Raw genomic sequence first — 15,196 nt, forward strand, 5'->3', positions numbered from 1 at the left:
TCAAATGAGCTTGTTTGTTGTGTATTCTGATGATGGCGCTTTTTCATTAGGATAAATCCTCTTCCCCATAAGGGCTGTATGTTTTCATCAATGCTTGGCGGGATTCACCTTCTTGAGTTTTTGATAGTTCAGCGACTACACTCTGCATACTATTACCTATTAACAACTGGTGTTGTTCCAGTTGAGAACTATTAACACCACGGCTCACTGTGCCAAAACCATGCTGATAGTAAGAGTGATGATCGTTTATTGCTTCATTAATCAGCTGATCGCCTCGATAATAAAGGTATGTTTCATGACTTGGGGTTTGTTCAATACTAACATTGCCCATGCCATCCCTTTTAAGGAATGACGTGTTGCCATCAGTGTCCGTCAGCGTTTCGAGTAGTTCGTCAGGAGAGTAAGTGTAGGTGTAGCCCAAATTGTCACTGATTATATTCCCAGACTCATCGTAATCAAATGAAGCTTGTTCTGGATAACCTGGATGGCTATTCGTGACACTTAATAACCTTAGTGGATTAGATTCATCATAGTGATACCTGGCGATATTTACTGTGTCATCATCAAAGGATGTCTCGGTAGAAGTAACATTACCGAAAATGTCATATTCAAAGCTTTGTTGCGCTATTCGATTACCATATTGGTCACAAGGTTTATTTATTCCGTTGCATTGGTATGAAATTAAGCGCCCTGCCTCATTATATGCGAGGGCTTCTGTCGTCTCTGATGAGCCATCAGAGTAACGCCTTTCTGTCAACATGAGATCAGAGTTAAACTCTTGTTCTATACTGAACAAAAAATCCTCATTGACAGTGACTGTTCGAGCGTTTTCTAGCCCTAGCGGGTGGTAGTCTAGCTCAATTAAAACCGTATCACCTAGGCTACTCGTAGTGACCATACTCGGTCGACCGTACTGGTCATAGGTCACATTATCGATCGAGCTTTCTGAACCAATTCCAGTTGTAGTAACCGTGCTAGGCCGACCATAATCATCATAATCATACCGTGTGACATTGCCAAAATAATCAGTTTGGGATAAGAGTCTTCCGGCGGTGCTATAAGTGAACGTAGCAGTACGAGATACATCACCTCTATGAGTCATAGTGTGAGAGGTAATTTTCCCCTGTCGATTGTATGCGTATGTAGATGCACTCGCATCATTCGTGTGACTGACCATATTGCCGGTTACTGGATCATAGGTATAGGATGTATTTCGTTCACTCCCATTTTGTAGTGTTATTTGTTCGATGCTATCGAGGTGGGGATTGTACGTAACAGATAGCTCCTGGTTTCTTGGGTTTACCATTACGTCAGGTACTGGTAAAGTTCCAGAAAACTGCCATGATTTGGTTCCTCCCGCAGAAGACTCTTCAACTACTCGCTCCAAACTATCATACGTCCGCAAACCTAACTGTTGACCATTTAAATATATCTCACTTGGTTGGTCACTGGCACTGGTATGAGAGTAAACATTGGATTGGGTCAAAGTGACACCATCGAGAGTACTTTCAGTTTGTATGACACGATCTAATTCATCATACGTTGTTACGGAGCTCCTTCCCTCTATATCAAGGGTCGATATGGTATTTCCCCAACCGTCATGACCTATAATGTAGTGCTGAAGCAAAAGGCCCTCAGCATCCCATACCTTTGATTCAATTGGTTGTGAGTTCAGGTCGAAACGAGTTTCTTCCCTCTTCAGCCCCACAACTTCCTTAGTTTGCAATAGCTGCGCTCTATCAGTATTTGTAGTTTCTACCATTCCATCAGGGCTTGTCACTCGGCTAGGCTGGTCAAAGAAGTCATACTCAATGTGGGTAGTGAGTGCTATTTCCGTGCTCTCTATTCTGTCATATTGAGATTGCTCAACCGCACGTCCAAAAGCGTCATAGACAAAACTATTGGCTAAGTACAGCCCCCCATCTTGATCGGTTTGATAAATGCGAGTCTCTTTGCCAGAGTTGTTGTAGTGGGTTCGGGTAATCGTACCTACTGGGCTAGTCACATCGACGTATATGTCATCACCACTGATATGATAGGCTAACGTTTTTTCAATTTGATATTCAGTGCCTTTGGATAATACTTCTGAAATAGGCCTTCCAAGCTCATCATAAAAAGACTCTGTAATGATTCCATCTACATCTATTGACTCGGTAACCTGGCCGTCCAAGATTCGTATTTTCTGGCTGGTAGTTGCCGTAATATTGTCATGTGTGGTGACATGAGTGATCGTTTTTACCGCATCATCTTCAAAAACATAACTGAACTGCACATCACTAATATATGAATCAGGGTATGTTGCCAGATATTGCTTTTCAGTACTTAGCCGCCCATGTATTAGTGGCTCCGACAGGCTATCAATATATTCATTCTCAATGGTAGATGTATCACTTTGCTGACTTATTGCTACTACAAAGTATGAGTTAACATCATCAATGCGTGGTAGTGACTGGTATCTATACTCCACAACCCTTTCAGACTCGCCATTTTCATTCTTAGAAGGAAAATAGGATTCAGATTTTAATAGAGAAACCATTCCTAAAGGGTCCGCTGGACACTTTCCATCCTCACCGTTTATTGAATAATAATCACGGGTAATATATCTACCATCAGCAAAGGATTCTTCGGTCAAGTTTCCATATTCATCATAACTATAGTACAAGGAAATAATGTTAGAATTTTCATTATTATGGAAGCTGACATGCTTTTCCTTAATACACGTATATTGTGCCGGTTGTTCTTCTATTCCTTGGCTTAAATCAGCATAGAAAACGATGTTCTCCTCTTGCTTTAAATTGCCATTCTCCGACCAAGCGGTATAATGGTTACCATGATACTTATTGTATCGCTTCATAATAGACTTAGAGCCATTTACAATGGCAGTAGATTGATATTCATAATCACTAGTCGATTCAAAAAGCGTATCAATACCGTGCTGATAGTTCCGGCCGCTGCCATTCCCCAAGTAATTTTCATTGGAGTATTCGTAAGTAGTAACTATGTCTGGCTGGCCCTCACCTGATACTCTTTTCCACTGGCTTACTCTTCGGACTTTTTCAAAAGGAGAACCGGGAGGCGTTAAGTGATAATCATTGTACTCCAATTCATCGACAAGGCCGGTAGGGTGTACAACCCTTGAAATAAAATCTCCTGAAGTGAAGTTGTCAATACCATATTCGAATTGGGTAATGTTTAATATATTATCACTACTATCAAATTGTAAGGCTTTCTCTAAACGATAGGCGGATTGGCCGTGACCAATTTTATCAATACCAATATTTCGAACTAATTGTTCATTTACAAAGTGTTTGATGGAGACAAAGTAAGGATCTTGCCAATAGTTGAATATAACACTTTGCCCCTGTCCATCCTCAACTTTTTCTAGCACATATTCATAATTGTAAGCTTTAAATGTGAAATATACAAAGAGTCCATTTGGAGTGCCTACACGCTTTAAATAACCATACTCTGTGCAATAAACTTCGCAACCTCCACCTTTTTTCCATACAACCAGCTCAGAATTTACCTCATCTTCCTGTACTTCTATATCCCTCATTTTCCTGTAAGGTATAATATACTTTTCTATTCCATAATCATACTGTAAGTTAAAAGTTTGGCCAGAAGTCATTCGAATAGTTTTAGGGGACGAATTGGGATTATAAGCTCCTGTGGGCAAGTTCCAACCAGAACCAAAGCCAGTATCTAAACTACTTCCCTGATTATAATTCAGTTTTAATTCAAAAGTAGGCCCACTACCAGCATGACTGTTAAAACTACCTAAATAAATATTAGCAGAAAATGTACCTGTTCGTTGATCAACGCCTGCCTCCAAAAACGAGCTAAAATTGTTAGCGTTACTTGTAATATTATTTACCATCAGAAATTACCAAGAGAAAAAATAACTTATTTAAATATGGGCAATAGTTGAAATACAAATTCCATCTATTGCCCTCGTTAATAAATATAATATTAAAACACTTGTTATAGCTGTTAGAGTAGTATTTCTTGAGTATTTAAACGAGATTCGTAGATTATTGACTGTTCAGTGCCGTACATATCAATAATGCCAATAGTCGCCTGTGTTTTAGTGCCCCATGTAGAATAATTGACCTGGAGATGCCCTTCATACTCACCTGAAAAATTAAAAACTTCTGTATAGTTAGAATCATATTGATGCTCTATAAAGGATTTTAGTTCCCATTCACCTGCCTTATAGCCATAGAATTGTGTAGATCTATCAGTATTATTATATGCTTGGTGAGTAATGAGTACTAGCCGTTGTACTACCTTGGATCCAGCCTCTGGAATATTGAAAGTTTCGTTAGAATACTTTCCTCGGCCACCAGTATCAAATGCTGTACTAGGAACAATTACTGTTACTGCGTCACTGTTTAAGGTATAAGTAACTTTTTGTGTATCCGATGTTCCTGCATGAGCAAATTCATGTGTGATACCGTCCCCTAAGTCAGGAGGAAGTTGGCCATCTGACCATGTATCAGAATATTGTTTACTATGTACACCAGGAAAATAAGGGTGGTCAATGCTTACATCTAATAGTTTCCGCATGGTTCCTTTCGATTCAGCATCATAACGCTCATCAGCAATAACATCGATACTCCATGCTTCTTTTGGTAGTATGACTGGTACGTGACTTTCAAGATAAACTGCATAATCCTCAAGACTACTGTTACACGTGTCTTGTACAGATCCAAGTTTTGTTTCTACTTCAATACAAATTTCGATGTTGGTAACTTGACTAGTGTCAACATATCGAACAGCATGTCCTTCATTTACATTGGTAGTAATAGGATCACTTCTTTCTTTTAAAGAGTTGGTAATTAATTTATTAAACCCTCTATCTCCAATGGGATTACCACTTGAATCAATATATCTATAACCTATATCCTGAATATCCATACCAGACTGGTAATCTATAAGTGTGATTTTCGTAATCTCCCGATCTTCTTCAGGTATTGTACTGTTCCATTCCCAATTAATGTCAAGTTCAAGCTGCATATTTCCATTAGCATAAATTTGCCCTTGTGATTGACCATTTGAGGTAACGGCCAAACGATCTAATTCATCTGAGTAACTCAAAGAAGAATAGAGCATTAAAATACAAGTTGACACACACCCAACAGAGCTGAATATCTTTTTCTTAGTCATATATTACGAGTCCTTTTTTATTTTGAATTTATAAAGATTACACATCATGTAACCTTTATGCATTATCATTGGATAAAATACCAATGCAATTAGAATTTCAATTAATCATTATTAAAAATAATGCTTTAGCATCAAGATCACATTATTGTGATCCAATGGGGCTTTGACGTTTTTATTGGCCTCACCTTGCCTTATGAGCGTCATCAAAATTCCATGTAATTGACATGTTTGTAAACAAATCAAAAATAAAACATCGAGCGAATAACTTCTGTAAAAACAGCGCAACAAAAAATTTTCATGTGAAACATAGGGGTAAACCACGAAGACCATCTTTCATTATATTGTTGGCTTTTCAGTCTCATACTTCATCAATCTTCTTATCTAGCGAATTCATCACTGAGAGCTTGTTTGTATCTAAATCTATAAACCTAGATTTAGCGTGCCCCCGTCTAGACACTGTGACACTGTCACTTACTATTTCTTTTACTAAGCCTAAAAAACTTAGCTCCACCCATTTATTTTATATCGCTGGCGATCACCCGCAACGATCAGGGTAGTAAGACCCCTAAAATACGAGTACACAATAGCTCCCAGTCCTCCTCCAAAGCCCTTATAAATAAAGGGCTAACGGCTTACATTGGACTTTTCGCTGAAATGGGCGCAAAACCCCATATTGGTTGATTGGTGCTTCATTGATTCACTCCTAAATGAGAAAAGCGCTCATTCGACAGGCCAATGCCAGTCGACCACTACATCCTGAATATCTTGATGTGACTGAAAATCAAGAAGTCGGATTTCTTTAATATGCCTCAATTCATCAGGGAAACTTTCATCCCACTCCCAGTTAATATCAGCCTCCATCTGCATGTTACCATTAGCATATATACTCGCACTTGGTTGACCGTTCGAAGTAATAGCTAAACGAGATAAGAAATCTGGATTATCGCCAGAGTAGCTAAATGAAGAGTAACTGAGCGTGGAAGCAACAACACACGCCAACCCAATCCGCTCTAATTTATTTTTAATACGAGTCCCAAACTTGTGCTTTATTAGATGTTTTATAATCATAAAAATCCCTTATGTAATACCTGTACAACTATATCTAAAAAACTAAAGTGTCACTTAGTCACTTTAATCCACCAATTACGAATGCCTATAATATGAAAATAGTCTCACGATGGTGCGCCATTTTATAATGATTAATAAATATTAATGATCCGCACCAGAAGTTTTGTAAGCTAGCGGTAAACCCCATCTAATCATTCCCCCCCCCAAAAAAAAATTCGATATGGTCATTGCTTCCAATGTTTTAGAAGGGGTGAGCAATGCTAAGACCTATCCGAACCAGAACTGATGAAGAGTGGCGACGATGATTTGAACTCAGCGTGAAAGCGGCTTGTCCGTCGCTAAGTTTTGTCGTCAGAACAACATTAATCAACAAGCATTCATCGACATCGTAACCGCATTGAACTAAAGACCTTGCAAGAAGGCGTCGAGGAGTTTGTTAAAATCAACGCAAGCCAAGAAGCTTCACATGATATCCCATCATCCCCCTATCGATGGAGCGTCATCTATTTCTGTGACGATTGGTCACATCAGTCTGACCATTTGTGAGCGTACTTCCCTGGGTGGGTTGCGCAGCTTATTCGTGAGGAGAACGCGTGAAAACCTTCTCTTAATTTGACCAACTTTACCTCTACCCAGTGCCTGTCGATTTTCGTAAATCTATCGATGGCTTAGCCTACCTAGTCGAGCAAACCATGACGCTGTACTGGGATTCGCATTGTGGTATAAACGTTTAGACCGTTACCGATTCCGTTGGCCGACACAAGGCACGAAAACACTAACGTTAGCCTCACATGAATTGGACGCATTACTCGCAGGGTTTCTTTATCTGGTCACCGTCACGTGTTCATTGAAAGCCTGACGGGATAAGACTCAAACTTAAACAGAACCAACCAGTCTACGCTTGGTTTCATGGCATAAGCGATACCATGAAACCGATGAATAATCCCCTCTCTAATCACTCGAAATCTCAACATACTCTTCACGAGCTTGAGCTAATGAATGCCGCGCTTGTCTCAGAGCGAGATGAAGTGGCTGCTGAGCGAGATGAACTTAAACATCGTTACTACCAAGTCCTTGAAGAGCTACGCCTAGCTCGACATCACCGTTTTGGCGCAAGCTCTGAGGTCGATACCGGTCAAGGCGAGCTTTTCGATATTGAAACCACTGGACATTCATCAGAAGCATGCAAAGCTCGTCGTAAACCAAAACGCCAACCCTTGCCTAAAAACTTACCCAGAGTCGTTGTTCACCATGAGCCAGAGGAAATACGCTGTCCGGATTGTGGTGATGAACTTCATACCATAGGGAAAGACATCTCCGAAAAGTTGATTTTTATCCCTGCCAAAGTTGCAGTTGAGTAACACGTTCGACCATAGTGCGTCTGCCGTCATTGCGAACAAAAAGGGGAATCAACCGCCTTCTATCAAGACTCTCGCCAACAACGGTCTTCCCAAAAAGCTTTGCAACACCAAGTCTCGTTGCTCAGGTCATAGCAATGAAGTCCCAATATGGCTATTGATATAAGTCGTCGAACGCTAGCTGACTGGAGGCAGGGAGCGGAGATTTTAGAGTGTGTTTGGACTCACCTTCGAAGCTATCTGCTTAAAGAAAGTGCTCGTGGTGCCCCTAGCAGCTGCATCTTGTACAGCTTAGTTGAGGCAGCTAAGGCGAATGGCTTAGCCCCAGCAGAGTATCTGACGCATTGTTTTGAGCGACTGGCGGTCGAGCCAGATAACATAGAAGCTTTGATGCCATGGAACATCAAAGGCTTAAAATCCGCTAAGTAGCAAAGAAACAGAAGGGTAATCACCTTCCGTTTTTATTACAATAGGGTGTTTGGCGCCAGCTTACGATTCTCTCGTATGTTCTAATCGCTTCATTTCATACCTTATCTAAGATTTTTATGACAGCTTTCACTTGTATATTCGGTAAATATAGCCAAATTGACAAAAAATCATGACAGCTATTATATTTACAATTTAATCAGAAAAAATTCAACTTAACCAACTGTTAAATATAAGCTTTCAAAGCTACTGTCCCATATAGTTTCCAAGGGTGGAAGTTGGTGTTTTTGATATCCAAGGTGCTCATCAAGTTCAGCATTTAACGTCGTTTCAACGGTCACCTTGGTTAACATTTTTCGGAAGTTATCAAGTTCAAATTCTGTCTTAATTGATTTTGCTGCTTCAAGTGCTTTCTTATCCATATTGTCCAGCCAGTTCCTGTTGACAACGTTAGGGAGTCCATATAAGAATTCATGACGCTCTCCAGAGAGGGTTACAGTGTTACCCTAGGTAATCACACTAGCTTCTAAGTTACCAACAGAATCACAATTCTTAATTAAAACAACTCTCTACTTAATCTTTTAACTTGAGCTGCTGTCGAAAATGCACTCCTACCCGAACCCAAGTATCTAGTTGCCCACCATGCGTCGTGTTTAGTCATGGCCATAGCGGCTTTTACAGGCCGAACGAGATTAGACGATACTGGGGGGCTAGTTAAACCTTTGGCTAGCATCCTTTCTCCGACACCCCATGCGGCTAGACCTGTGGCTGTCGCTGTAACTCCAAATACAGTTGCCGCTAAGCCTAAATCGCCAGAAAGAGTAGGATGAGTCTCGGATATTATACCAGAGGCAATTGCTAAAGTACCAGACGTTATACCTGTAATTCCTGAAACGGTTGCTAGTGAAACCTTTGCTATGAGCAGCGCTCCAGTTATACCCCCAGAATAAATAGTACCAGCGACTGCAGCCAACCCAATCCCTCCAGAGATAATTGTTGCTATCCCTAGTGCAATGCCTAGCCAAGCTTGCCAACTCAGGTAACCTGTAGCGTCAAGGCTATTTATTGGATCTGAATATGCGTACCTATTTACCCCAGCTTCACCAAATGGTGCAAGTCGATCTGTTGAAATAAATTGAGCAATCTTTGAGGAATACACCCTACCTGGTCCAACTAAATACTTATTTAAACCTTCAAAATACATATATCCGCAATAGCCAGGGTTGTTGAACGTAAATAGAGGTTTGTAGCCACTTTTTGACATTGCATAACTGATTGAAGGATGCACTACTGATAGTACCCCAGTAGCTATAGCGATATTAATGCTATTTTTTAAAAACACTCTCCTACTATAATTTATATTTACCCTCTTACCTTCACAGTTGGATTTATTTGAACTCACCATTTAATCATCTCTCCATAATCAGAATAGTCTGTATATTCTAATCTATGTTCTACATATGTGCCATTTTTATTTTTCAATGAAAAAATAGCGTAAACACTACCCTTCCTATCTGTACAGTACATTGTAATTTCGTTTTCATCCCCTTTCTCTGAATATCTTGCGATAACCATACCATTATATCTTATATATAAAGTTTTAACTCCTGTAGTTAAATTCTCCTCTCCAATGAGCTCGTCATTGGAATATAAAAATATAATCTCTTGTTTAACACTTTCATCATCAGGATCCTTTTTTAATACCCTAATGAGCTGCTCTTTATAATTGTAAAAATATTCGTACTCATCTTCAGACGTAAACTCACCTATGGAATAAGATTGAATTAACTTACCATTGGCATCGTGATTAAATAATTCATTTTTATCTCCTTCAGATATAATACTGATGTTATTTAAAGTGTCATAACTTATTCCTATTGTATTTTTGTTATCTATCCTTATATTATTTAGCTTGTCAGAAACCTCTCCTGAGTTTTCACCATCGTAATTGAATTCAAATTTAGAACCATCGCTAATATTCAAAGACTTTATTCTACCAATACCACCATATTCATAGTTGTTAGTGATAGTACCAGATGTGTTATTAATTATGCTTTGCGACAGCTCACCCATTTTAGTATACGAGTATTTCCTTGTGATACTTTCAGGTTGTGTAACGCCTTTTGATATAATTTCCTCTTTTACCTTTTTTGAAATTTGTTCTATTTCCGATATATTATGTTTAAATATAACACTACCATCGATAGTATATTCTCTTGATATTTCAATTCCGTTATTATCATAAACAAAATTTATAAATGGCCCAAATGCCTCACCATCTTCATTCTTAATATTAAAACCAAGTGATAGCTCATCGGGTAGATCAAACCTATTGCTGTAAACTGCAAATATACCACCAATAGTTCTGTAACTTTTATTTACTAACAACCCATTATTGTCATATGTAAAAGTTATATCCTTGTTTAAATGAGTTTGTTGAAGAACTATTCTTTCACCTGAAGAAGACAGTTGTGTTTTCAGTGAGTAGTTAGTCCCACTAGGAAAGAATGTAACCTTATCTGTTCTTTCTAGGTTGCCACTAGTGAATTCAATTTCTTGCTCCAAATATTTTATGTCATTTTTATATGCAGTACATTTTTTCAGTCTATAATAATCGTCCATTTCATACATAAATAACTGAGGACCAGGACTCAATGAATCATGAATACTCTCGCTATTCACTATATCACTATGACTATCGATGTCGCACTCATATAATACTCCGTCTTTAGGACTAAGAATTCGATTCGGCTTACTTCTACCAAATTGATATTCATAAATTTTGTTTTCTCGATAAATACCACTGACTAAATACCCTTCACTAACAATACGCCCTAATGGATCTACGCCTCTGTTGGGAACGTCATCAAATCGACCAAAAGTAGATCTAACTGTAACTCTCGATGGAATATCAATATATAATGAAGGGTAGCGATACTCATAAATATCCCGACCATTATCAGTTTGTATTATTTCATTAGTTAATCTGTCCATAACATCATAACTTAAAATACTTTCTGTTACATTAATCGATCCTATGTAAATATTTCTTTTTTTTACTCGACCAAAGATATCTATTTCATTTTCAACAGTTCGTCCTCTATTTATTTCTACTCTGATAACCTCCCCTTCAAGGTTATAAAACTCTGCTATAGTATCACCTGGTGAATTGCCTCCATAGCTGAATGTCGATTGTTTGTTTTCACCTATATGCTTATTAACTATTAAAGTATTTTGATTATTGAGATTACGCGATTTTATAAAACAATTACCTCTAACTGTATAAAACTTCTCATATTCAGATAAGATCGTTCGGCTTGCTTGATCATGTATCTTCTCATTGACTTGATAACATGCGTAACCAGTCAATTTAGAATACGTTAAGTCTTTTACCAAAAAACCATTACGACTCTCCCTCACTAATCGTTCAACCGCATCAAACTCAAATGTACGAGTAACCCCATCCTTTTTCGTTTCATATGTATTTACAGATGAATCATTGAGCTGATAACTATATTCTTCAACATATGGTTTTACTGTATTTGAGTATTTAGTTTTGTGAGTAAGAAATCCATTTAAATCATATGTATAAGTAGTTTCTATATGGTCAAAATCGACTTCTAAAAGAACTTGATTAAGAGTTGTTCGAGTTACCAATCTCTTAGTGGCTTCTAGGTTTGACCATTTATATTTTTCGAGAATTTCTACTGCTCCTTGTATATCTCTTGAGTTACTGTAAACATACTCTATAGTAAGGAGGTCACTGTGCGTAAATAGTCTTTTAAGACTTACTGTCAGTATAAACCTACCAATAGATGATGATTCTAAATATGATACTATTTTTGTATTAGTATTATTGATAGAAGTTTCCGTGGGTAACTCGCACTGTGCAGTAAACGTCTCTGACGTGACGGGCAATCTGTATGTGAGCCCAGTATACTTTTTATATTTTATTTCCTTTGTCTTATGATCACTAGACCCTGGCGATGAGATTATCTCCTTAACAAGGTTGTGTTTAAACCTACTATCTACTGAACTTGTCTTATACTCCCTTGTTGTTACAGTGTTTTCGGAATTTATTATTCTTGTTATGTTTCCATAATCATCTCGAGTGTAATATTCCTTTCTTTCTGTTTGGAGTTTTGATTCATCTTCTATATCTATCGTGTGTATTTCACTTACATCTAAGTATTGAGGTGGCTGTTTATCTATAGAAGAACCTTCAACGTTGTGATACGTTATATTTTTTTGTAAGGTCAGATTTTCTATGTGCAGAATTTTTTCTTTAATTACTTCTCTGATTAAACAGTGAAACTTATTATATGTTCTTTCTATACTGTATCCATTTGAAGTCTCTGAAGTCTTATAGTTATACTCTTCATCCTTATAGAAACAATTGTCTATATTTGGATTTTGAACTTTTCCTTTTTCATAGCCAGTATAATTATTATTACCTATATTGTTATATCTAATTTCTTTCCCCGATGAATCTGAATATTTTTCTATAAATGGAACCGTTTTATTATCGTCATATTTCACATACCAATAGTCTAAATCAATAACATTTCCGAAATAGTCTTTGATAGTTTTAATATGATAGTTTCCATCTATTTTTACATAAGTAAAAGCATAATTCAGAGTTGTGCTTTCAGAATTATTTTTGTAGTTAATCTCTTTTATTAAATATGTACTACCTTCAGAACTTGCTTGAAATATAATTTCTACTGTACGCTCTATGCCATCAACAAATTGTTTTATATCTATACCAATTTCCTTATGAGTTATCGTTATTCTGTCACCCTGATCATTGGTAATGTCCTTTAAGAATGGGTTATCCCTGTTAATGTCATCATAGTTAAATTTAATTTCATGCCCTAAAGGTGATACAGTACTGACTATCATTTTATTAAAAAAATATTCTTTTCTACCGTCCTTATAACTATGCCTAGTTAATCCACCGCTAGTTCTGTCAATTATTATGTCCTTTCTTTTATGATAAATTAACTTTCCGGTTGTTTTGTCTATAGGTTGAATACTGCCGTCTGACATTTGAATATAATTACCATCAGGTGTAATAATATACCTAGGAACACATATTCGCCATGATTCTAAAAAGCCAACCAAAGATAAATCGTCTTTATCCATTGGCCTGTAATCCAAACATAAATCAAATGTTGCAGGTAAGTTTTCTCCTGTGGATATACTTGCCAATTTTAATCTTAGTGATAAAGTTCCATTTGCAGGGTTTATCATCAATCCTGCAGGAACATTAAAGGATTCCGAAAAAAAGTTATGTTTCATATTAATGTCTCCATTAAAACCCATTAGCGTTGACATAGGTTTCCCTCACTACTTTCTGACTAACCTACGCCCCAACACTCTCGGCTTCTTGGTACTAAAGGGCGATAAAACTAAACCCTTAAGCTCTTTACACTATTCACCAATCAATCATTTTCTCTCTCACTGAGAAGCGTGATCTTGTGTAAGTAGCGCCTGTGAACTATGACCAAATTGATATCTGGTGAGCTTAAATATTTAAAACCCTTGCCAAATAGAATAGAATATTATCGTCGACTCTCACTATTAAGTATTAATTTACGTTAATCGATAGAGAACCAGTGACACTATCAATAGAAGTGTCAAGATTATTGCAGTCATTATCAATACTGAATTTACCCTCATTTTTTTCCACCCAGATATAACAATTTCCATCAATAACCGTATTACTTCCGACTAGCTTAACTTGATTTATATAGTGGTATTGATACGCACCATTCAAAGGGGAAATAAGCTCTGGAGAGACATATTCCCCACTGCTTATTACTGTTTCTTTAACATTCAAGGTATCGCCGTTTTTATCCTTTAGAGATGCATCGAATTCCACTTGCGACCCTAAGTTATTTGAGACTGTTAGTTGAGTGTTTTCACGTATACCTTTTACTCTCTTAAAAATCAGCGTCTCAGTGTAAGTACCTTCACTTCCTTCATCCACACTTCGTCCAACTAACATTCCATTAATTGGTCCCGACCGATACTGCGACGTAACAGCGCTACAACCAGTTCCCGAAGTAGCGTCCCAACAACTTGGCATATCATTATATTGCTCCGCAGACACTCTATTTGTAGCTACTAGTTCATCATCTGTAAGCTCCAAAGGAGCTCCATTTGCATGGCGTATTTCTGTACACTCATACGAAACTCTGGCATCTGGGTCTTTAGTATAATGGTAACCTTCACGCCCAAAGCCTGTGATAGCATATCCTGTTGGGCATTTCATTCTACTACCCACTTCTCTCATATCTGTGAATGAAACAGTTTCTCCAACCTCTAAATCACCTTCGTTCTCCAGAAAAGCTCTAGCACAATAAACCACGTCAAAAGTTTTGTCCTGATATGCGAAGTATGTTAGAAAGGCCGTTTTATCATCAGCGCCGTACATATCCTTACATCTAACAAATGATTCTGTATGTGGTTCTACAAAATCATACATGCTTTCTCCATACTTAAGGTAGTCAGTGCTGTTTAACCCACTACCCATAGTTTCAGTAGATGAAAAAACAAAAAGCATTGATATGGATATTGAAAGGATTTTTTTATTCATAATTACTCCTAATTTCTGAGGTACCCTATGGGCATATACTTTTTATAGTTAAGGATAAAGGCTACGACTGTTCAAAATGTTGTAACGGTCAACTATATTTGGAGACAGTTTTAGGCAGTTTTAAGTAATTCCATCTCATATTGTACTGGGGAGATTACAGTAGGATGAGTCTCCCAATAGATAGAAGAGCTTGTTTACCTATGTGTCAATTATAAAATACCAATCATATCAATAACTTTCTGATATCCCGTTGTGGACTGATAAAATCCATGGGGACAGGCTGTTGCTCTGGAGCCGGGATTGCCGTGTCTGACACCGCGCTATCGGACGCTTGTGGATCCGCAATATAGTTGGTGTTTATTCGTAGTCCCACATTGCCCATGGTTCTCGCACTGTTAATAAAGTTTTTGCTCGCGGTCGACGCCACTTTCAGCTTGGTTGTACCTGAGGTCTTTCCGGTGTATTGACCAGGGGTCTTGCTGGTGACTTGACTGCCTATTTGCACGTCTCCTACCCCATCGACCATGTACTCTTTGCTGACATGCAAATTGCCGGGCATATCCGAGGCGAAGGCTCC

9 protein-coding genes and 1 pseudogene are annotated in these 15,196 nt (G+C 37.9%); 2 read left to right on the forward strand and 8 right to left on the reverse strand.

Translation table 11 applies throughout. The features are described 5' to 3' along the window. Positions 1-46: 46 nt before the first annotated feature. The 3 genes from L1D31_RS22215 to L1D31_RS22225 all read right to left on the reverse strand — a co-directional run bounded on the left by L1D31_RS22215 (position 47) and on the right by L1D31_RS22225 (position 6,234). Positions 47-3,877: a hypothetical protein gene (locus L1D31_RS22215; RefSeq protein WP_239839115.1), complete on the reverse strand. Its 3,831-nt coding sequence runs from the start codon at positions 3,875-3,877 to the stop codon at positions 47-49. Between the two features lie 113 nt (positions 3,878-3,990). After that, a complete protein-coding gene (locus L1D31_RS22220; RefSeq protein WP_239839116.1) occupies positions 3,991-5,166 on the reverse strand; it encodes a hypothetical protein in 1,176 nt (391 codons plus the stop codon). Positions 5,167-5,886: 720 nt separating this feature from the next. Continuing rightward, on the reverse strand, positions 5,887-6,234 hold the full coding sequence (locus tag L1D31_RS22225) for a hypothetical protein (RefSeq protein WP_239839117.1): 348 nt from the start codon (positions 6,232-6,234) through the stop codon (positions 5,887-5,889). 926 nt (positions 6,235-7,160) lie between these two features. Between L1D31_RS22225 and L1D31_RS22230 the strand changes: the two genes are divergently transcribed. Together L1D31_RS22230 and L1D31_RS22235 are read left to right on the forward strand one after the other, a co-directional pair. Further along, positions 7,161-7,595, forward strand: a complete 435-nt coding sequence (locus L1D31_RS22230) for an IS66 family transposase zinc-finger binding domain-containing protein (protein WP_239839118.1) — start codon at positions 7,161-7,163, stop codon at positions 7,593-7,595. Between the two features lie 147 nt (positions 7,596-7,742). Beyond that, complete coding sequence (locus tag L1D31_RS22235) at positions 7,743-8,021, forward strand: transposase domain-containing protein (RefSeq protein WP_239839119.1); 279 nt, start codon at positions 7,743-7,745, stop codon at positions 8,019-8,021. A 278-nt stretch (positions 8,022-8,299) separates the two neighbouring features. Here the strand turns inward: L1D31_RS22235 and L1D31_RS22240 are convergent. The 5 genes and pseudogenes from L1D31_RS22240 to L1D31_RS22260 form a co-directional block, all read right to left on the reverse strand. After that, positions 8,300-8,440: pseudogene (locus L1D31_RS22240) on the reverse strand (IS256 family transposase); the annotation flags it as partial. 134 nt (positions 8,441-8,574) lie between these two features. Further along, positions 8,575-9,423: a hypothetical protein gene (locus tag L1D31_RS22245; RefSeq protein WP_239839120.1), complete on the reverse strand. Its 849-nt coding sequence runs from the start codon at positions 9,421-9,423 to the stop codon at positions 8,575-8,577. Further along, positions 9,417-13,319: a hypothetical protein gene (locus tag L1D31_RS22250; RefSeq protein ID WP_239839121.1), complete on the reverse strand. Its 3,903-nt coding sequence runs from the start codon at positions 13,317-13,319 to the stop codon at positions 9,417-9,419. Before L1D31_RS22250 ends, L1D31_RS22245 begins: the two co-directional genes overlap by 7 nt. A 289-nt stretch (positions 13,320-13,608) precedes the next feature. Continuing rightward, positions 13,609-14,619, reverse strand: a complete 1,011-nt coding sequence (locus tag L1D31_RS22255; RefSeq protein WP_239839122.1) for a hypothetical protein — start codon at positions 14,617-14,619, stop codon at positions 13,609-13,611. Positions 14,620-14,842: 223 nt separating this feature from the next. Then, on the reverse strand, positions 14,843-15,196 hold a 354-nt coding region (locus tag L1D31_RS22260), incomplete at its 5' end, for a hypothetical protein (RefSeq protein ID WP_239839123.1).

It is taken from the genome of Vibrio sp. Isolate23, from assembly GCF_022398095.1.
In the GTDB taxonomy this organism is placed as follows: Bacteria; Pseudomonadota; Gammaproteobacteria; order Enterobacterales; family Vibrionaceae; genus Vibrio; species Vibrio coralliilyticus_A.